We start from the raw sequence: 19959 nt of genomic DNA, 5'->3' as shown, positions 1-19959 counted from the left end.
GCAGACGGTGGATCGCTACGATATCAGCGTGCCATGGTAGGCGGCCGCCAGAAAGCCGAAACGTTGCGCAGCGTGTCGAACAGTAGTCAATGAAGAAATTCCTGACGAAACGCAATCTGGGGTGTATCGGAGAGGAGGTCGGAGAACTCGTCCGGGATAGACGTGAGTCGATGCATCCTGACCTCGCCGAAGTCTGCTGATTCGGTCCGGAAGTGCCCGTTCTCGCCAGCCGATAGGAACTCGAGGTCGACGTCGTGGGCTGCCGTCTCGGCTACTGTGCGAAGGTCGCGTCGGCTGGCTTCGTTGTGGCTCCACACCCACCATGTCGACGGCGAACCGTTGGTGTCGTCCCGCTGTGTCACCAGAATAACCGAATCGCGGCCTCGAACCGGTCGAACTCCGGTTATCGGATCCGCGAGCGGGCGGACTCGCCACCGATTGTCGGTATTGCGCGCACACTCGGCGTTCCAGACGAGCACTTCTTCGATCTCGTGATCGTCCGGAGTTACGTATATAAGGAGGTCGTCACTGGATTGCGGGATCGGCCCAGAATACCGGTACTCGATTTCGATGTATTGTCTGCGCTCGGCCTCGTAGTGTCCCTCCTGGGTACCGGCGCTCTCGCCGTCCACATTCACGCCCAGGTAGTATCCATCCGAACCGACGAACCCAGTGACGTAGTAGAACTCTGACTCGGTTGCCGACCAATGGATCCCGGCGGGATACACATCGTTCTCAGCAGTCAGTGCATCGGTACAACCCGCGAGGCTGGTCAGGCTCGCCATACTACCGTCGAGGAGGGCGCGCCGGGAAATCTCCGGCCGAGTGGGACTCTGTTCCATATCGCCTTTGCAGAATAAATGTTCGCTGCACGGATAAGTGCGTACATCTGACATTCTTTCCGTTCCTACGCCCAACCGCACCCACAGACTCGAGACAGTGAGACCGAAACGGACACCGTTCCGGAGGAGCAGAGCGACGGCCGTTATGCCGGCACTTCCTCCGGCTCTCGCTCCCAGTGTCGGTGCTGAGCGATAGCATCGCGGAACGCTTCGGCGAACTCCTCGAGGTCATCGTTGCGACAGGTGACGACACCGGTATCCGAGACGAGGTCGCCGTCGTCGGCGATGTCGGTCTCTGGAAGGTCGACTGCCTCGAGAAGGTCCGTTCCCTCGCCAACAGCGGCGATTGGCTTGTAGTGTTTGAACGCCTCCGCGACGAAGTGCTTCGGCGAACCTTGCTGGCGCATGGCGTCGACGCTCTCGCTGCCGCCGGGAATGAGGACCGCGTCGAACGAAACCGAGGCCGCGGCGACGTGGTGTTTGTCCGGGTCGACGGTCTCGCCGTCGGTTCCCGACTTTTCACCGAGGAGTTTCGAGACGATTTTGACTCGAGCGCCCTCGTCCTCTAAGGCCGATTTGAGCGTCGAGACGTGGTCGTCGTCGAAGCCGTCGTCGATCAACATCGCGATTTTACGGGTTTCGATGGTATCGGGGGTCCGGTTTTCCATGCTGAGCGATGGGTCCTCCCGGTCGTGGTCCGGCAGTTCGTCGCCGGGCGATTCGGGCGGGTCGACGCCGATGCCCTCCGCAACGCGTGTGGCGAACTCGTGGTCGACGTTGTTGAACAGGTCGTAGACCATCCGCTCGCGGATCTCCATGCGGTCGACGTTGCCGAGTTCGAAGTGGGCAGCGTCGACGATGTTGTCCTTTTCGGGCTCGGACATGCTGTTCCAGAACAGCCGCGCCTGCGTGAAGTGGTCCTCGAAGCTGTCGCTGCGGTTTCTGATCTTTGTTCCGTCTACCTTCTCGGCGTAGTGCTCGTATCCGCCTTCCTCGGCGGGGACTTCCTGCGGGTCGTCGTCGCCGATGGAGTTTGGCTTGTAGGAGGCCTTGCCCTCGTTGATTTCCTGGCGCATGAAGCCGGCGCGCTGGTTGTTGTGGCGGTCGGCGACGGGCCGGTTGATCGGAATTTCGTCCCAGTTGGCGCTGCCGAAGCGGTTGAGCTGGGTGTCCTGATAGGAGAATAGCCGTCCCTGCAGGAGCGGATCGTTCGAGAAGTCGATGCCGGGGACGACGTTGCCGGGGTGGAACGCGACCTGTTCCACTTCGGCGAAGAAGTTGTCCGGCGTCTCGTTGAGTACCATCTTGCCAATCGGCCGAACAGGGACTTCGGTCTCGGGGACGATCTTCGTCGGATCGAGGACGTCGAAGTCGAACTCTTCGGCTTGCTCCTCGTCGAAGAGCTGGACGCCGAGTTCCCATTCGGGGTCGTACCCCTCTTCGATGACGTCGTAGAGCCCTTTCCGGTTGAAATCCGAGTCTTTCCCCCAGAGCTTCGTCGTCTCGTCCCAGACGAGTTGGTGGGTGCCGAGTTTCGGCGTCCAGTGGAACTTGACGAACACCGAGTCGCCCTCGTCGTTGACTAGCCGGAAGGTATGGACGCCGAAGCCCTGCATCATCCGGTACGCGCGAGGAAGTGCGCGGCCCGAGAGGACCCACATGATCATGTGGGTGATCTCCGGCTTGAGGGAGGCGAAGTCCCAGAACGTGTCGTGGGCCGCCGACGCCTGCGGAATCGCGTCGTCAGGCTCGGGTTTGATCGCGTGCACCAGATCGGGGAACTCCATCGCATCCTGAATGAAAAACGGCGGCATGTTGTTCCCGACGAGGTCCCAGTTTCCCTCTTCAGTGTAGAACTTCGTCGCGAACCCGCGGACGTCCCGAACAGTGTCCGAAGACCCTCGAGAGCCGACAACTGTCGAGAATCGGGTGAATACGGGGGTCTTCTGGTCGGGTTTTGTGAGCACTTTTGCCTTCGTCACCTCCTCGAGATCATCGTACTCGTCGCCCAAGTCCGGGTCCTCGTAGGGCTGGAAGTAGCCGTGTGCCCCCGTGCCGCGGGCGTGGACGACTCGTTCCGGGATGGACTCGTGGTCGAACTGAGTCATCTTCTCCCGAAAGTGGAAGTCCTCCATGATCGTCGGCCCGCGTTCGCCGGCTTTCAGGGAGTTGTCCGTATCGCTGATCTTCACGCCGTGATCGCTCGTCAGGTCTTCTCCCTCCGGGTTTTCACGGACTTCCTCGAGTTGGTCCTGTTTGCTCTCCTCGTCGACGCCGTCCGCGTCGTCGCTCGTTCCGGGTTGGCTCGAGCCGCCGTCCGTCGCTGGCTCTGGCTCGTCAGTGGCTGTTGTCGATTCGTCTATGCGTGGATCGTCGGTTGGGTCGTGGTCTGACATGGGTATCGGCTGGATGGTGCCTGCAGCGGCGCGATAGATCTCTGCTGAGCCGGCGTGGCAGGTACTGTGTGTGCCACTAACCAGTTGCATAAACGATGGCTGTTCTGCTGCAAGGGGCCGAAAAGAGCCAGTCAGGTCCCACTCGAGGACGTCCCGGTCCCCGCCGTCTCATCATCGTCGTCAGCCGGGTCAAGATCCACGTCGAATACGTGCTCGTCGAAGCCGTCATCGGACTCGAGGACGACGGTTTCGCCGGCGGTTACCGAGTCGCCAGTCGAGACGGCGATGTCGTCGATTTCGACGGTTGGCGGAAAGAGCACGTCGACGCGGCTGCCAAAGGCGATGTGACCCAGGCGCTCGCCGCGCTCGAGGTCGTCGTCGGGTTCGGTGTAGGGGAAAATGCGGCGGGCGAACGCGCCGGCGATGAGGGTGACGGTGGCGGTGTCGGTGTTGGGTCCGTCTGCGCCCTGCTCGCGGTCGCCGTCGTCAGGGAGGTGATCCGAGTCCGTCTCGAGGGAGACGTGGACGCGTTCGTTTCGATCCGAATCCTTCGAGAACGCAGGTTTGTGCGCGCCGGAGACGTGCTCAACGTCGGTGACGTGCCCACCGAATGGGGCGCGGACGACGTGGACGTGCCAGACGTTCATGAAGACGCCGAGACGGACGCGCTCGCCCTCTTTGCGCAGGACGGAGACGGTGCCGTCAGCCGGTGAGACGACGCCGGTCGGCGGCGCTCGACGCTCGGGATCACGGAAAAACGCGAGGACGCCGAGCCCAACGGCGAGCGAAAGCGCGGCCGCCGTCGCGCTGATCACGAGCGCGAACGGTGCGGCCAACAGAGGAAGCCAGGCGTACTTCCAGGCTCCCGGTGCGAAGTCCATAGCTGCATTCACGCGGCCGAGTCGTATGGCCGTTACGGACGTCGACTCGAGGAGCCATGGGACGCCCTATCTGTGTGCCTCGATTGCCAGTCGAATCCGGTTCGCGAAGACGTTCATCTCTCCCGTCGCGTGATTGCTCTTGCTCACGAAGGCCGTCACGCCCGCCTCGAGTGCGTCTTCGACCAGCGGCTCGAGTGGGTTTCCGGTAAAGAGAATAAACGGAATGTCGGGCATGCCGGGCGTTGCCTCGCCGTTGATCGAGGCTGCGAGGTCGAGGCCACTTTCCTGTACCAGTTCATAACTCGAGATAACACAATCGTAGGCCGTCTCCTCGAGGGCGTCGCGGGCGTCTGTGGCCGTCGCGACCGTTTCTACGTCGAATCCGTGTTCGGACTGTAACGTGTCACTGACGTGTGTGGTGAGAAAGTCACTGTCTTCGACGAGGAGAACGGTGTACGATGACATAGACAGACAACAGTATCGGGTTACGATAAATGATGTGGCACACCGGCCAGAACGCCTATTGCGCTGGATCTGACGGGCCGTACGCCGGGATGGTGAACGAGACAATCGTGCTCATCGTTGTTCCAGATCTGTCTATTAGTCCCAGAACGCTTGCGTGCGGGCATACTCCCGTTCTTTCGAGAGAATATCCCGATAGAACTCGTCTTCGTTCTCGCGAAGTTTGTTGATAATCTGGGCGGCGTTGTGCGGCCCGACACCGCGAGCAGCCATCGCGATCACGGCCTGTTTGCCGTGGCTCTGGACCAGACTCGCCGCTCGGTAGGCGCGTTCGGTCATCGACTCCTGTTCGTCGTCTTTCGTCTCGGCTTGAACAGCCTGGACGACCTCTTCCGCCCATGGGTTCAGCGAGGCGATTCTGGTCGATCCACAGTCGGGACACTCCGGCTGATCGGGCACCCGCTTGACTTTCGTTTTCACGTTCCACTCCTGGCAGTGCGTACACAGCAAGATCACGCGGTCGTCCTGCAATCGCTCACGAACCGTCCGGATCACGCTCGCATCCGCGTTTTCGGGCGCGAGCAGTTTCTTCCCGCTCGAGGACCGGCCACCCTGTCCAACCGGCGTGCGACCGCGGTGCGTGACGAGGTCGATCTCTCCCGACTGGATACCCTCGAGTACCGCACTCGCGCGGTCGATATCCAGATCCTCGTGGAACACCTCGCGGACGGACTCTGCGTACATCGGGGTCTCCTCGAGTGCGGCCAGCAGGCGTTCGTTCGAAATGCGACCCGACCCGGAGTTCTGCCAGCGTTTGAGCGCGCCGAACTTCGCCGAGACCTGTGCGAGCCGGAACGCGAGCGCGTCCGAGTTCTTGAGGCCAAGTTCGACGATTGCCTCGACGTGATCGGGATCGGTTTCTTCGAGTACCTCGAGAACATCACTGGTCGCAATCGAACTCGGAACCTCGAGTTCGATCCGGTAGGGATCGGTCTCGAGGCCGACCGAAGACCCTGCCCGCTGGCCCAGCAGCGCCGAGAGCGTTCGCCCGAGCGTCTCGTTGGCCATGTGGCCGAGGCAAGCGTTGATGACGACGGTGCGCCCCCGTCGCTCGAGCACGAGCCGGTCAGCCGTCGGCATCGGCGAGTCGGCTTCGATCTGGTGCTCGAGTTGCTCGCAGGCCTCAGTGAGGGTGTACTCGTCGGCGGGGTAGCGACCGGCGAGTTCGCGCCCGACGCTGGCTGCATCCGCGCCTGCGTCGAACTGTGGCTCGGCGACGGCGCGTATTTCACCGACCTCGCCTGCGACAGCGGCGGGAACGGGGATTTCCTGTCCGATCCACGACGGCACTTCGCCCGCTGGGTCTTCGATGGGACTCACCTTCACGCGGGCTTCCTCGTCGTCGATCTCCGCGATGCGCCACATTTCACCGCGTTGGACGAACACCTCGCCCGGCTGGGCGAAGTTGACCACGAACCGCTCGTCTAAGGTCCCGATCTGGGAGCCTGAGGCGATGTCGTGGACCTCGTAGGTCTCCTCATCGGGGATCATCGAGAGATTCGCGTAGACGTATTGCCAGGTCCCGCCGGAGGTCTCGAGGCGGTCCTCGCCCTCGTCGTGCCACAGAATCCGGTTGCGACTCAGTTCGGAGACGACCTCACGAAACGTCTCCTCGGGAAGGTCTCGGAACGGATACGCGCGCGTAATCGTGGCGTAGGCGTCTTGCATGTGCCTCGAGCCGCGGCTCTTGACGATGCCGGGAATCTGGTTTGCAACTACGTCCAGACTGCCTTCGTGGATCGCTGCGGGTTCAACCTCGCCCGCGCGAGCGCGTCGAGCAATCGCCAGCGCCTCGAAGGTGTCGTCCGGTCTGGTCGTAATGATCGTCCCGCTCGAGACCTCGTTTCGGCTGTGTCCCGCGCGACCGATCCGCTGGAGCAAGCGTGTGACCTGGCGTGGACTCTTGTACTGGACGACGTGGTCGACCCGACCGACGTCGATGCCGAGTTCCATCGAGGACGTACAGAGCAATCCGTCTAGCGCGCCCGCCTTGAACCGGTCCTCCACGTCGATTCGCGCCTCCTTCGAGAGCGAGCCGTGATGGACGCCAATCGGCAACTCGAGTTCGATAAATCTCGAGCCGAGCGCTTCGGCTGTCTGGCGGGTGTTGACGAAGATCAGCGTCGATTCGTGCTCGGCGACGAGATCACGAATCACGCGGACGTGACTCGCGGTGTCGGGTTCGGTCATCAGTTTGCCGGCGAGTGTCTCGTCCTCGTCGGTGACCTCGGGTTTGTGAACCGTCACGTCGACGTTACTCCCGACGTCGATTTCGCGCACTTCACAGGGCCGGCCGCCCGAGAGGAACTGCCCGACCTCACCGGGGTCGCCGACCGTCGCCGAGAGTCCAATCCGCTGAAACTCGCCAGCCAGATCGTGCAGTCGCTCAAGGCCGATTGCCAACTGTGCGCCGCGTTTCGAGGCCGCGAGTTCGTGGACTTCGTCGATGACGACGTGCGAGATATCCTGCAGCGCCTCGCGCAGGCGCTCGCCAGTCAGCATCGCCTGCAGCGTTTCGGGCGTCGTTACGAGCACGTCCGGCGGATCCTCCGCCTGCTTGCTGCGCTGGTACTGGGTCGTATCGCCGTGGCGAACGTCGACCTCGAGATCTAAGTACTCGCCCCACCACTCGAGGCGTTCGCGCATATCGCGGTTGAGCGCCCGCAGCGGCGTGATATAGAGTACGCCGAACCCTTCCGGTGGACCACGGTCTGCGGGGTCCGCCGACGAGGGTCGCGTCGCTGCGCTCCGCTCACCATCCTCGGCCAAGAGGTGGTCGAAAACGGGCAACATCGCAGTCTCGGTTTTCCCACTCCCCGTTGGGGCGATCACGAGCGTGTGCTTGCCTGCAGCAAGCGGTGGAATCGCGACTCGTTGTGGTGCCGTCGGCGTCGAAAACCCCCGTTCGGAAAGCGCACCACGAACCGTCTCACCGAGGTGTGTAAAGGCTGCGACGTCCCCGTCAGTCATCGCCCGCCAGTAGGGACGAGCGCCGCATAACGTTGTTGTGTGCGTGCGTTGAAGTCGCGTCTATCGCCCATCCTGCAGTTTACTTTCACTTTCACTCTGGTTGGAATTGACTTACAACAGGGACGTCTCAATACAAACGTATGTCACTCGATAATCAGAAGGTCTGGACGCCGACAATTGCGGTTACACGGACGACTCGAGAGAACATTCTCCGATATCTGTTCCAGAACGGGCGATCTTCGGCCAGTGAAATCCGCGATGCGCTGGCTCTTCGGCGAACGGGTGGTGAGGGAGCGTTCAGATCACTCCTCGAGTACGAGTTTCTCTCTCGAACAGTCAGTCAGGGACGCGTTCACTACGAACTCACCGACCGGGGTCGGCAGTTCACGAGCGACGAACTGCTCGAGGAGCACTGATTCGGGGGGTGCTGGCGTCAGTCCTGTTCGCGCTCGCTGTTGTCGCCCTCATTGCTGTCCGTCGCGGTGTCATCGTCCGTGGGACCCTCGCTGTCACCCTCCTCGAGGAGTTCGTCGGCGATCTCCTCGTCGACGGCCATCTTGCCCGGTTCAGGACTCGTCTCTGTGGCACGCTCTTCGATTTCGTCCGGTGGACGCTCTCCATCAGTCAGGTCGACGGTCGTCTCTGAATCGTCGACCACCTCATCTGCAGATGCTGTCCCAGCGGATGCCGTTTCGCTCGTCGCATCCGCCTCCCCGTTGTCTCCAATCGGAATTTCTTGAAACCGGTCGGAAACGGCCTCGGGTGTCTGTTCGTGCAGTTCGTCTACAGCAGGGACACGGTTCTGCAGGTCTCGCAGACGTTTCCCTCCCGTCTCTACAACGCTCGAGTCAAGATAGCGGCGAGCCACGTAGGCAACAGCGACAGCGGCAAGTCCCAAGAGAAGCAGCCGTCCACGTCTGCCAGCTGAACTGTCCTGCGTCCCACTCGAGTCGGACGGATCTACATCGGCCGACTGCTGGACTGCTGGTCGAAAACGCATTGTGGAGTCGACACGCTGTGACGGGAAGGTGATTGGGGGTGGCAACGCAAGCGGGGAATCGGCTTCTGGAACAAGTTGGTGCGCTATCGGCCCTGCTTCGAGGGCTTTCACAGCGGTAGGGACCACCTTCTGTTCGGGTATGCGGTTCATAGCTAATGACCCAAACCCGGTACATCGGAGAAATGACACCTATCAAACAGAGACAATCACAGCGAGTGATCGGTTCCCCGACAGTGGGTTCCACGGTGGGGGCTCGAGCATGAGTCTCGAGCGCTATCGCGGTCGGGCACTGATTGCGGTCGCCACGCTTGTCGCAGTCGGTGCAATCGTCGCGCTCGGCCTCAGTGCCAGCGCTGGCGCGGTCCAGGAGACACAGCAAAATGTCTCCGAGGAGGCGTACATCGAACCAGCACCCGAGTCTGGGGACGCCTACTTCGAGGCGGAAGCATCGGATGGTAGCTGGGTGAGTTACGTCAACCCGCGCGATGAGTATCGGTCGCCGTATCTCGGTGACGGCTCTGCGAAACTCTGTGTGACGTTGGTCAACGAGCGCGGCGAGCCCGTCGTCGGCGAGAGCGTTCCCGGAACGACCGTGACGCTCCCGACCGGTGACTCTACGTCCTGGCACTCCCACGCTGATCCGTTCGTCGTCGAATACCCACTCACTGAACACTACCAGCGGCCACTCGATTCCGATCAGTTCGGCACCGATCCGGACCTCGCACAGGGAGACGGCTACATGGACTCGCACTGTCTCGAGATCCACGGGCTCCCAGAAGACGGCGGCACTGTCGAGTACGGAGAGGTCGAGGTCACCGGCGAGTACGCAGCCGACATCGAGGTCGTCGGCTACATCCAGCAGGCACACGACTCCTGGGACACCGACGTCGATCCGATTGCGGACGCCGAGTCCTACGACGACGCTGGCGGTGGCTGGACCTACTACCCTGACGGCTCACACGGACAGGTCGTCGCTGTCCTCCAACTCGATGGTGACGCCGATATCGTGCCCGAGGTCCCCGACGTGAGCGACGACGACAGCGACGACCACACGAACGAGTCCACGAACTCGAGCGAGACAGCTCAGAACGAACCCGAGAGCGATGATGACACCAGCGCCGACGATGATTCATCCTCGAGCGACCAGCACGGTGACGACGAGGACGAGAGCATGCCCGGATTCGGCGTTGTTCCGGTACTCGCTGCCTTGCTTGCGGTAGCCTGTGTTCGCGCACTGTCCGCCCGATAAGAGTCGGTTGAGCGACGGGGCTCGACCAAACCGCGCCTGTTTTGAGCGGGGCCACTCGAGTACGACGTATGACCACCGACGATGCCGATGAGTCGGAGCCCCACGTTCCCGTCGTGTGCTCAGCGTGTGACACGACATCTCGAGTCCCGCTTTCGGAGTTAGCAACGACTGTGGAGCGACACAACGACCACCTTCACGACGGCGACGAGGTTGCCGAAGTCGACCCCGAGATCGCTGATCAACTCGCCGATCTCGTCGCGACGGATCTCGGATTGCTCGAGGAGTAATCGTCTCGACAGAGAGACGTATTTTTGAACGGGACGAACCTACCCATGTCTATGAGCGATCAGGCCGAGTGGATGGAACCCGAAGACGACGAAATCCTCGAGTTGCTGTCCGAAGACCACATCTTCGAACCAAGTCATATCGAGTCAGAAGGCGTCTGTCGCGGTCCAGTCGCCGCCTATCGGTGCCGGGAACTCACCAAGTACGGCCTACTGAATCGGCCGATGACCGGCATGTACGACATTACTGACCTCGGCGAGCAGTATCTCGCAGGCGAGGTCGATCCGAGCGAACTACGTCCGGATGAGTAACCTCCCGCGATCACTCGCTCGCAACAGCACCTGGCACATGTGTCTCGAGAAATGAGACGACTTCGTCGCCGCCCAGAAACCCCTCCGCAATCTGAGCGATCTGTGTCCCATCTCGAAAGAGAAACAGCGCCGGGACCGACCGAATGTCAAAGCGCTCGAGCAGCGCCAGATCGTCGCCAGGATTGACGAGTCCGATTGGGATTCCTGTTTCTCGAGCAACGTTGCCGAGCACTGGCTCCATCGCCTGGCACATCGAACAGCCACTCGTGTAGCACTCGATGAGTGCAACGTCGTGTGTGTCGATGAACGCCTCGAGATCGGCGTCGTCCTCGAGATGGACGGGACGCGGTGGGTCAGTCATAACAAGGGTATGGGAGACGGGCAGATACGAGTGTCGCTGCCGTTGTGAGTATCAGCCGATTATACCCCGCAAGCAACGCGTAGCGCACTCCCGTTCCAGCAGAAAGTGACCGAACACCCAATATATGGCCACTCTATACGGGTTTGCATATTGTTTGTGGAACGCTCTCACAGCACCGTCATCTCGTTGGTCGAACCTCCATCGATAATCATCCCAAAGCAGACCTATACGTCTCGAGCGACTACAACTCTCAATGACCAGACAGACGACCCATGAGGCGCGCTCGCGCCGAAAAACGACGTTGTTCTGCTGGGAGTGTGCGTATTCCAGCCCAGTGGATGGGGAGTGGATTCGTCGCCCCCACGACGACACAGTCGCATACGTCTGTCCACAGTGTGAGACAACGATTACGACCCGCCCACGGCGATGCGAGCACTCATCCGCGAGTCGCGCGCGGCGCGGTTCAATACCCGGATAACGCCCATAGACGCTGATTTTCCGGGTCCTTGAGACGATTTTCATTTTTCACACCGTCACAGCGACGCGTCTCTTTGGTAGGTCCCACTCGAGTCCTGAGACAGATTTCAGTGAATGTAAACCACGTTTCGGCGGCTGTTACTGACATTGTCCAGTTTGGGGCGCAGGTATTGCCAGCCAGTTTCCACTCTGTCATTTGAGTACCGTCCTGTGTGACCATTCGTCCTCTTTTTGCAGACTATGCGTATATTCGCCCACAACAGTAGAGCTTTAATAGTAGAATCCATTGTCTTGGTCGAGAAGAAGATGACAGGCGACAACCTGACCACTGCGGAACAAGACGTACTGGACAAAATCGAGGCAGAAGGCGTTGATTTCCTCCGCCTGCAGTTTACAGATATTCTAGGCACAGTCAAGAACGTCGCTGTCCCGGCCCGTCAGGCCGAGAAGGCGTTCACCGAGGGCATCTACTTCGACGGCTCCTCGATTGAAGGATTCGTCCGCATTCAGGAATCGGACATGCGTCTCGTTCCTGACCCGGACACCTTTGCAATCCTGCCATGGCGCAACAACGAAGACAGCGCTGCTGCACGGATGATCTGTGACGTCTACGACACCTCGAGTGGCGAGCCGTTCGAAGGCGACCCACGTCGCGTCCTCAAAAACGCCATCGAGCGTGCCGAGGAGATGGGCTATGAGGTTAACTTCGCTCCCGAACCAGAGTTCTTCCTCTTTGAGGAGGACGAAGACGGGAACGCAACAACCGAGACCGCAGACCACGGCGGCTACTTCGACGTTGCCCCGAAAGACCTCGCAAGCGACGTTCGTCGCGACATCATCGACGGCTTAGAGAGCATGGGCTTCGAGATCGAAGCCAGCCACCACGAAGTCGCCAAAGGCCAACACGAGATCAACTTCGAATACGACGACGCGCTCTCGACGGCTGACAATGTCGCCACTTTCCGGATGGTCGTCCGCGCAATCGCGGCTCAGCACGACCTGCACGCGACGTTCATGCCAAAGCCGATCCCGAAGATCAACGGTTCGGGCATGCACACGCACATGTCGCTCATGACCGAAGACGGCGAGAACGCGTTCCACGACGACGACGACGAGTTCAACCTGAGCGAGACGGCTCACTCCTACCTCGCAGGCGTCCTCGAGCACGCCCCCGCGATCACGGCCGTCGCGAACCCGACGGTCAACAGCTACAAGCGCCTCGTGCCCGGCTACGAAGCACCCGTCTACGTCGCCTGGTCCGACCGCAACCGTTCCGCACTGATTCGTAAACCAGCCGCTCGCGTGCCTGCTGCAAGCCGTGTCGAACTGCGCTCGCCGGACCCATCGTGTAACCCATACCTCGCGTTCGCTGCCATGCTGCAAGCCGGTCTCGACGGCATCGAGCAGGGCCTCGAGTGTCCGGATCCGATCCGCGAGAACATCTACGAGTTCGACGACGCAAAGCGAGCTGACTACGGCATCTCGACGCTCCCATCGAACCTCGGCGAAGCCGTCGACGCACTCGAGGACGACGAGGTCATCTACGACGCTCTCGGCGAGCACGTCGCACCGAAGTTCGTCGAAGCCAAGAGCCAAGAGTTCGAAGAGTACCTCATCGACGTCTCCGACTGGGAACTCGACCGGTACCTCGAGACGTTCTAACCCTCGTTCGCGGTCAGAACGTCCCGTCGGCTCACGCGGTCTGTCACTCTCGTGGCTGTGTCCCGCGGTTTTTGCTGTTACTTTTGTCGACTCATCGCACCGATAGCTGTCGCTGTCGTCCGTGGAACGTTTACTCTCCGCGACGAATCATTTTCCAATGACTGACTCCGACCGACCAGCACCGCCGGCGACGCTCGAGGAGCCACTTTGCGAGTTACTCGCGGACCTCGCCGCCGACGACCCCGACCAACTCCGTGCGGTTGCAACGTATTCGTCAGCACTCGAGACGTGGCTCGAGCGCACCGATGGGGACACAAACGGAGCGTTGACTGCGGACTCGAGCGAACAGGCTGCTGTCGGACCAGAGACGTACCCGCCGGGCGTCCCCGAGCGAGCAAGCGTGAGCGTGAGCGAAATCGCTGGCACGGAGTACTGGTACTATCAGTGGCGCGATGGCGACGACATTCAGTCGAAAACGGTTGAACGCTGACGCCCATGTGCGTTTGCTGTGACTTAGGCGTCGCCGTAAACTGGTACCGCCGCCCCGCTTGTGACCGCCGCACCGTCGCTGCAGAGGAAGGCCATTACGTCCGCGATTTCGGCGGGGTCGACCCACGAGTCGTGATCTGCGTCGGGCATCATCTCGCGGTTCATCGGCGTATCGATCACACTCGGCATCACCGAGTTCGCTCGAACCGTTCCCTGATTTTCCTCGGCAACTGTCTCCATCAACAGCCGTATTCCGGCTTTCGTGATCCGATACGGGCCGTCGCCCTCCCCACCCTCGAGCGACGAGCGTGCGCTGACGCTGACAATTGCGCCGTCTGTCTCCTGTAGCTCCGGCAGGGCGTGTTTCGACGCCAAAAACGCCGTCTGCAGGTTGATATCGAGCAGAAACTCGAACGACTCGAGGTCGGTTTCCTCAATGTGGTCGCCGCCGCGCCAGGTGCCGGCGATGTTCAGCAGGTGATCAAGTCGCCCGTGATCGTCGACGACCGACTCGATGAGTGACTCGACTGCGCTTTCGTCGGTCAGATCCGCCTCGTAGAAGTGGACGCCCTCGTCAGGCTCGAGTTGGCTGTCCTCGTCGTCGGGAGTGACGACGTCGACGGCACAGACCGTCGCACCGGCCTCGCGAAATCGATCCACGGCGGCGCTACCGAGTGCGCCGCTCGCACCCGTGATGATGGCAACTGTCTCCTCGAAGTCGACCGAAAACGAACGCTGTGGTGACATAGACTCTCCTGCCACATCCAGGGAGATTAATTGCGGGGGCGACCCAACTGTGTTGGCTGACTCACACAGACTCGAGTGCCCACGACCCCGCTGCAACCGGGAGTATATTGGCCCCCAGCCCGTTAGTGTGGCCGAATGCGACTGATCGCCCATCGTGGATTCGCTGCGACGGCACCGGAGAATACGATTGCCGCCGTACAGTCGGCCGCCGACCACGCAGACGCCGTCGAGTTCGACGTCCAACGCTGTGGCTCGGGCGAACTCGTCGTCATCCACGACGACACCATCGACCGCGTCACCGGCACCAGCGGCACCGTCGCCGACCTCAGTCTCGCCGATCTCAAAACCCACGCCGTCCTCGAGTCGGACGAGCAAATCCCGACGCTGGAGGAGATGCTCGCTGCACTTCCGCCGGATATCGAGGTCAACCTCGAGATGAAAGCCGAGGGGATCGCAGCGGACGTCCTCGAAACCATTGCCGAGGCAGACCTCGAGAATCGCATCGTCACGACCTCGTTTCTGCTGTCGGAACTGCGGACGATCCGTGAACTCGAGCCGTCCCAACCGTCCGGACTTCTCGTCAGTCGTCGCCTCGAGACGCCCGTCACGACGGCTATCGAACTCGACTGTGACGTGATTGGTGCGAACTACGCGCGGTGTCTCACCACGCAACTCGTCCCGCGGGCGAAAGCCGTCGGTCTCGAGGTCCACGCGTGGTCACTCGAGCGCTGGCTGCTGGCGAAACTCCTCGAGTTACGCGGCGTCGACTGTGTCTCGGCGGATCGACCGATTCGGGTGTGAGGGTACTCGGCAGTTGAGCCTCGATCCGGCCTACTCGCCGACCGTCGTCACCGACACCGTCCGCGTCCGCGGCCCATCACACTCGAGCAGAAACACGGACTGCCAGGTCCCGAGCGCGAGTTCGCCGTCCCGCACGGGAATCGTTGCATCCGGGCCGACGAGCGCGGCGCGAAGGTGAGAATCCGCGTTCCCGTCGAGGCGGTCGTGTGCGTGGCCCTCGTCCGGAACGAGTTCGTCAAAAAAGCCCTCGAGATCCTCGCGAAGTCGCGATTCGTTCTCCTGAACGATGAGCCCGGCTGTCGTGTGTTTCACAAAGGCCGTACAGGTGCCCGAGGTGAGATCGTCCGAGACGGCCGCCTCGAGGCGGTCCGTAATATCGACGGTCGTGAGCCGGGCGTCGGTGTCGACGGTGAACGTCATACGCGAGCGAACGGCGGCCAGCAGGGATTGTGTTACGGTCGCGAGTGTTCCGAGTGTTCGATGTCGACGGTCGCCTGGCTCGACTCCTGGAGTTGCATGCGCGCCCAAGCCGCCCGCTCTCGAACACCCGGATCAGGGTCGCGGTGCTCGAGTGTCTCGAGTTGGTCCTGGGCGGTCTCAATCTGTCCGTACCCAACCGCGAGACAGGCGTTCAGTCGAACTGGCGTGTGATCGTCAGTAAGCAACGAGACGAGGCGGTCACGGACGGGCGAGACGGCGACGTCGGCGTTGGCACCCGCGGCGACACGTGCAATCGTCGTCACCGCGTTGGCCCGCGTCTTCGGGTACTCGCTCTCGAGTGCGGGTGCAAGGTCTGGGCAGACGCTTTCGACGGTGGCGGGATGATGACGCGCCACGTCTGCGAGACAGCCAATCGCGTTCGTTCGGAGCGAATCGGTTTCGTGGGTAACGAGCGCAGCGGCGTCATCGACGAACTCGTCGGTCAGCAACGTCGTCTCGGCGCGGGCGATCCGACCGAGTGCAGCGAGGACGTCGACACCGTGTTCGGTCGGATCTGGTCGCAACGCATCGGCAAGGACCGGCACGGCCGGCTCGAGTTCCGTTGGAGACGCCGTCGAGAGTCGACTGAGCGCCTGGATACCCCAGCCGTCGGTGGCTGTTCGGTCATCGATAGCGCCCGTGAGTGGTTCGATATACTCGACGAGTGCGTCGGGGCGTTCCTCGGCAATCGAGGTGAGACACCGACAGAGGTCGGCCGTCGCCGGGTGCGACGGCTGGTTCGTGACGAACGCGACGATGTCCTCACTCGAGGGGGCAACGTCGGGCGGTGATTCACGTGCGAGTTCTGCGAGACAGTAGGCTATATCGTCGTGAAAGTCGATTTCTGGGCGGCCAAGAAGCGTCCGCAGTTTCGGCACGGTCGGGATACAGATTCCCGGAGTGTCATCGACCTGTGTTCGGATTACCCTGACAGCGTCAGCCTGTGTTTCCGGCTCATCATCATCGAGTTGTGCAAGAATTGCAGGCAACTCGAGTGATGGCGAATCACACTGTCTTCGCTCGTCGTCTGGGTCCCCATACCCGTCCCCATCCATACTATCCGCTTCATGTGTGATCTACCGTAAAACTCTTCCGTCAGTTTAATTCACGAACACTGAACGGAAAGTCCGCTTAGGCGAGCCAATCCTCGGGTTTCGTGTCATAGTCGACGTCGTCCGCCTCGAGATGCTCGACGTCTTCCCAGGGAACATCCTCGATTCTAACCTCGGTACCGTCGTACCGAAGCAACTTCCCTTGCTCCCTCGCTTCGGGTTCGCGATTGCGGCGTTTAGCCACCTCGATGTCGTGCTCGTCGACCTCTGTGACAATCGTGAGGAGAGTGACCGGCCGCCCCCACAGTTCGAAGATTCGCTTGATCGTCTCTCGAGCCTGCCCGAGATCGAGCATGACGCCGTTGTACTGGTGGCCCAACAGGAGTTCGTTCGCGTTGTTGTAGTTGCCGTCGTAGACCGCAATCGTCGGCTTCCCGAAGTTGGTAAACTGCAAGAGCAGTTTCTTCTTGACGTCTGCGGGGGCATCGCTTGCGACGTGGAACTGCCCCGTCGCTCGCGAGTGCTCGTAGGTGAAGTAGTTGTTCTCGGTGATGAACTCCTCAGTCAGGAACTCATCGAGGAAGGTCACGTCGTTGTGGCTCTCCCGAACGTCGTACAGCCGATCCCAGCCCGCCGCGAAGTCCACGTCCGCGAGAGCCTCCTCGACGCTCCCGTAGCGCGCATCGTCGAACAGATAGCGCCCGATTCGCTCGAGTTCGTTCTGACTGACTCGCGAGAGGAAGCCGCGATTCTGGCGCTTGATCAGCGAGTAGTGTCGCCGAGCGAGTCCCTCGTACGTCAGCACCTTCCACGGATACTGATCCACGTCGATCTCGCCCGCACGAGCGCGCTCGAGCGCCTCGTGGTCGATCCACTCGTCGGGAAGCGAGGTGAGGTCATCGAGCGCGTCGGCGGAAATCGACTCGAGTGCGTCGGGTGGCTCGAGTTCGGCAAGGACATCATCGAAGTCGACGACATCGCTGAGGTTGCGCCAGGAGATGCCCTCGACGCGCAGCAAGCGCTCTAAGACCTCACGGCGGTTCGTCGTGTTTTCGACGTACTCCCAGAGTTCCATGCCGAGGCTGTAGGGGTTGAGGCCGCCCGAGGCGAGGACTTTCGCCATGTGATCGGCGTAGTTCATGAACTCGTCGTCGCCGGCGAAGCCCTCGTCGGTCATCATCGTCGACTCCCAGTAGGCCGCCCAGCCCTCGTTCATCACCTTCGTCATCTTCTGAGCGGCGAAGTAGTACGCCTCCGCGCGCATCATATCGAGGACATCGCGTTGCCACTCCGTCATCTCGACGGCGCGTTCGCGCTCGCCGTCGTACTGCTTGCCGTGCTCGCGAACGAACGCCAGCAGGTCCTTCTCTGGAACGTCGGGGAACGTAACGCCCTCCTCGTCGCCCTCGAGTTGCTCGAGCCACTCGTCGTCGAACACCTCGCCTTTGATCTCGTCGGAGAGATCGAGTTCGTCCAGTTTGGCCGCGAGGTCGTCGTCGAGTTCCTCGGCCGTCCCGTCGACGGCCAGCCGGCGCTGGAAAACCCGATGCTGGTCGATGTTGTCCTCGAGACTCAGGCAGTGGTCGATCCACTTTTCGACCTCGGCGCGGTCGATGTCGGGATCGGACATGTAGCCGTCGATGGCGCGGGCGTGGCGCTCGAGCATGGCGGCGGCGTTGACCTGCGCTTCGTCTAATTGCCCGCCGGTAAAGAGGCCGAACCACTCGTTGTTCGCGAAGAAATCGGAGTGGGCCTCGACGTGGGTGATGACGGCCTTCTGGTCGGCCAGGGTGTTCGACTCCTGCAAGAACGCGTGGGCCGGGTTGTCGTTGTTGACGATTTCGAACGCCTTCCCGCCGCCGTACTGGCCCTGCTTGCGCTGCTTGTCGTACTGCATTCCCCATCGCCAGTGCGGGTATCGCGACTGGAAGCCGCCGTAAGCGATGAGTTCGTTCATCTCGTCGTAATCGATGATCCAGTACTTGACCGGGTAGGGATCGAGACCGAGTTTCTGTGCCAGCTTGCGAGCCTCAGACACCGGTTCCTCGAGGTCGCTGGCGATTGCCTGTTTGCGGAATCGGTCCGCGTTCGAGTTTCGTTTACTCATTGTCATCACTCTCCGTCGAGAGAATCCGGTAGATCGCGTCCGTCACGTCCGACTCGTTGTTGACGTACGCCACCGCGACATCGTCGTCGTCGATGCCGAAGTGGCGCTCGAGTTCCTCGGCGTGGGTCGCGTTGATCGCGTTCCCGCTCGGCTGGGTCTCCACGTAGGCGTGCAGATTCGCCGGAATCTCCTCCATCATCGGGATCACCCGCTGTCCGGTGTCGTTGCTCGAGTTCTCGGAGTCGCCCGCCGCGAAGACGTAGCGGTTCCAGTCGCTCCAGGGGTACTCCTCTAACAGCTCGGCCGCGAGTTCGTACGCGCTCGAGATCTTCGTCCCGCCACCGGAGCGGATGCCGAAGAAGTCGTCGCGTTCGACCTCCCAGGCGTCTGCGTCGTGGGCGATGTAGACGAACTCGGCGTTGTCGTACTTGCCCTGGAGATACCAGTCGAGCGGGGTGAACGTGCGCTCGACGAGTTCGCGTTTCTTCTCGCGCATCGACCCCGACACGTCGCGGATGTTGACGACGACGACGTTCTTCTCTTTTTCCTCGATGATCTCGGGGTGGCGGTAGCGTTCGTCCTCGCGCCGGAACGGGATCTGTTTGATCCCTTCGCGGCGGATCTGTTCTTGAACGGACTCGCGTTCGACGTTTCCCTCGACCTCCTCGATGGACTCCCAGGTTCCGCGCTCGTCCGCAACCTCGTCGTAGGCTTCTTCGACCCAGGCCATCGACACCGGCAGATTCTCGCCGCGGGCCCACTCGAACACCTCGCGCGGGGAGATGCCCTCGACCTTACAGAGTTCGCGCAGGAACTCCTCGTCGAAATCCATCGCGAGCTTTCGCTTGAGTCCCTCCTTGAACATCCGCTCGAAGTCGAGCGTGCTGTCGGGGCCGGTGCGAGTCATGTCGGTGAAGGGGCCTTCCTTCTCCTCGACGACCGTCTTGCCCTTCGGCTCGAGGTCGAGACCCAACTCTTCGTCGAGTTCCGCGGCGAACTCCTCGGGGTCCATCTCGTAGTACTCGTGGTCGCCCCCCTCCTCGCCGGGTTCGCCGTCTTCGTCGCCGTCGCCCGGCTGTGGCTGGGGTTGGCCGACCGGCTGGCCGGGCTGGGGCGTGCCGTCCTCACCCTGGCCGACGCCACCCTGATCGCGCTGATCGTAGGCGAATTCGGGCAGCGAGACGATCTTTACCGGCACGTTGATCTGGCCGGGGCCACTCCCGCCGAGATCACCGTACTGGATGAACTCGGCTAAGTCCTCGCGGCGCTGTTCACCCACTTCACGGAATCGGTCGAGGTCGTCTCTCAGTCCCATACGTGCACCTCT

At 61.5% G+C, this 19959-nt stretch carries 18 protein-coding genes and 1 pseudogene; 7 read left to right on the top strand and 12 right to left on the bottom strand.

All coding sequences use genetic code 11. The annotated features are described in order from the left end of the window. Positions 1 to 86 precede the first annotated feature (86 nt). The 5 genes from B2G88_RS03750 to B2G88_RS03730 form a co-directional block, all read right to left on the bottom strand. The gene (locus B2G88_RS03750) at positions 87 to 842 is read right to left on the bottom strand and encodes a hypothetical protein (protein ID WP_140408815.1); all 756 of its coding nucleotides are present in this window, start codon (positions 840 to 842) and stop codon (positions 87 to 89) included. Positions 843 to 985: 143 nt separating this feature from the next. Beyond that, positions 986 to 3238, bottom strand: coding sequence for a catalase (locus tag B2G88_RS03745; protein WP_087714006.1), 2253 nt, complete (start codon positions 3236 to 3238; stop codon positions 986 to 988). A 131-nt stretch (positions 3239 to 3369) separates the two neighbouring features. Then, on the bottom strand, positions 3370 to 4119 hold the full coding sequence (locus tag B2G88_RS03740; RefSeq protein ID WP_054862030.1) for a protein sorting system archaetidylserine decarboxylase: 750 nt from the start codon (positions 4117 to 4119) through the stop codon (positions 3370 to 3372). A gap of 66 nt (positions 4120 to 4185) precedes the next feature. Next, positions 4186 to 4584, bottom strand: a complete 399-nt coding sequence (locus B2G88_RS03735; RefSeq protein WP_054862029.1) for a response regulator — start codon at positions 4582 to 4584, stop codon at positions 4186 to 4188. A 135-nt stretch (positions 4585 to 4719) separates the two neighbouring features. Beyond that, entirely contained in the window at positions 4720 to 7611 is a 2892-nt protein-coding gene (locus tag B2G88_RS03730; protein ID WP_087714005.1) for a DEAD/DEAH box helicase, read from the bottom strand. Between the two features lie 140 nt (positions 7612 to 7751). On the opposite strand from B2G88_RS03730, the gene B2G88_RS03725 reads away from it, so the two are divergent. Next, complete coding sequence (locus B2G88_RS03725) at positions 7752 to 8027, top strand: helix-turn-helix domain-containing protein (RefSeq protein ID WP_087714004.1); 276 nt, start codon at positions 7752 to 7754, stop codon at positions 8025 to 8027. 17 nt (positions 8028 to 8044) lie between these two features. Here the strand turns inward: B2G88_RS03725 and B2G88_RS19415 are convergent, their stop codons facing one another. Continuing rightward, positions 8045 to 8761: a hypothetical protein gene (locus tag B2G88_RS19415; protein WP_176393168.1), complete on the bottom strand. Its 717-nt coding sequence runs from the start codon at positions 8759 to 8761 to the stop codon at positions 8045 to 8047. A 109-nt stretch (positions 8762 to 8870) separates the two neighbouring features. Here B2G88_RS19415 and B2G88_RS03715 point away from each other — a divergent pair, with 109 nt between their 5' ends. From B2G88_RS03715 to B2G88_RS03705, 3 genes are all read left to right on the top strand, one after another. Beyond that, positions 8871 to 9860 carry a PGF-CTERM sorting domain-containing protein gene (locus tag B2G88_RS03715; protein ID WP_054862027.1) on the top strand — a complete coding sequence of 330 codons (990 nt, stop codon included), beginning with the start codon at positions 8871 to 8873 and terminating at the stop codon, positions 9858 to 9860. Between the two features lie 68 nt (positions 9861 to 9928). After that, positions 9929 to 10147: a hypothetical protein gene (locus B2G88_RS03710; protein ID WP_054862026.1), complete on the top strand. Its 219-nt coding sequence runs from the start codon at positions 9929 to 9931 to the stop codon at positions 10145 to 10147. A 51-nt stretch (positions 10148 to 10198) separates the two neighbouring features. Beyond that, the gene (locus B2G88_RS03705) at positions 10199 to 10456 is read left to right on the top strand and encodes a hypothetical protein (RefSeq protein ID WP_176393167.1); all 258 of its coding nucleotides are present in this window, start codon (positions 10199 to 10201) and stop codon (positions 10454 to 10456) included. 10 nt (positions 10457 to 10466) lie between these two features. On the opposite strand, the gene B2G88_RS03700 is transcribed toward B2G88_RS03705, so the two are convergent. Continuing rightward, positions 10467 to 10817: a thioredoxin family protein gene (locus tag B2G88_RS03700; protein WP_054862025.1), complete on the bottom strand. Its 351-nt coding sequence runs from the start codon at positions 10815 to 10817 to the stop codon at positions 10467 to 10469. 783 nt (positions 10818 to 11600) lie between these two features. Here B2G88_RS03700 and glnA point away from each other — a divergent pair. Next, positions 11601 to 12956 carry a type I glutamate--ammonia ligase gene (glnA, locus tag B2G88_RS03690; RefSeq protein WP_087714001.1) on the top strand — a complete coding sequence of 452 codons (1356 nt, stop codon included), beginning with the start codon at positions 11601 to 11603 and terminating at the stop codon, positions 12954 to 12956. 157 nt (positions 12957 to 13113) lie between these two features. After that, positions 13114 to 13446, top strand: a complete 333-nt coding sequence (locus tag B2G88_RS03685; RefSeq protein ID WP_054862024.1) for a hypothetical protein — start codon at positions 13114 to 13116, stop codon at positions 13444 to 13446. 23 nt (positions 13447 to 13469) lie between these two features. Here B2G88_RS03685 and B2G88_RS03680 read toward each other — a convergent pair whose 3' ends face one another. Further along, positions 13470 to 14192 (bottom strand): SDR family oxidoreductase, encoded by a 723-nt coding sequence (locus B2G88_RS03680; RefSeq protein WP_054862023.1) that lies wholly within the window; start codon positions 14190 to 14192, stop codon positions 13470 to 13472. A 135-nt stretch (positions 14193 to 14327) separates the two neighbouring features. Here B2G88_RS03680 and B2G88_RS03675 point away from each other — a divergent pair, with 135 nt between their 5' ends. Next, entirely contained in the window at positions 14328 to 14993 is a 666-nt protein-coding gene (locus B2G88_RS03675) for a glycerophosphodiester phosphodiesterase (protein WP_054862022.1), read from the top strand. Between the two features lie 30 nt (positions 14994 to 15023). Here the strand turns inward: B2G88_RS03675 and B2G88_RS03670 are convergent, their stop codons facing one another. The 4 genes and pseudogenes from B2G88_RS03670 to B2G88_RS03655 all read right to left on the bottom strand — a co-directional run. Continuing rightward, positions 15024 to 15413: a secondary thiamine-phosphate synthase enzyme YjbQ gene (locus tag B2G88_RS03670; RefSeq protein ID WP_087714000.1), complete on the bottom strand. Its 390-nt coding sequence runs from the start codon at positions 15411 to 15413 to the stop codon at positions 15024 to 15026. A 32-nt stretch (positions 15414 to 15445) separates the two neighbouring features. Next, the gene (locus B2G88_RS03665) at positions 15446 to 16528 is read right to left on the bottom strand and encodes a HEAT repeat domain-containing protein (protein ID WP_087713999.1); all 1083 of its coding nucleotides are present in this window, start codon (positions 16526 to 16528) and stop codon (positions 15446 to 15448) included. Positions 16529 to 16604: 76 nt separating this feature from the next. Then, positions 16605 to 18632, bottom strand: a complete 2028-nt coding sequence (locus B2G88_RS03660) for a SpoVR family protein (protein WP_087713998.1) — start codon at positions 18630 to 18632, stop codon at positions 16605 to 16607. Next, positions 18625 to 19950, bottom strand: a pseudogene (locus B2G88_RS03655) (YeaH/YhbH family protein); the annotation flags it as partial. The pseudogene B2G88_RS03655 and the gene B2G88_RS03660, both read right to left, overlap by 8 nt. Between the last annotated feature and the right edge of the window lie 9 nt (positions 19951 to 19959).

Source organism: Natronolimnobius baerhuensis (genome assembly GCF_002177135.1).
In the GTDB taxonomy this organism is placed as follows: Archaea; Halobacteriota; Halobacteria; order Halobacteriales; family Natrialbaceae; genus Natronolimnobius; species Natronolimnobius baerhuensis.
This window is presented reverse-complemented; position numbering and strand designations above follow the sequence as displayed.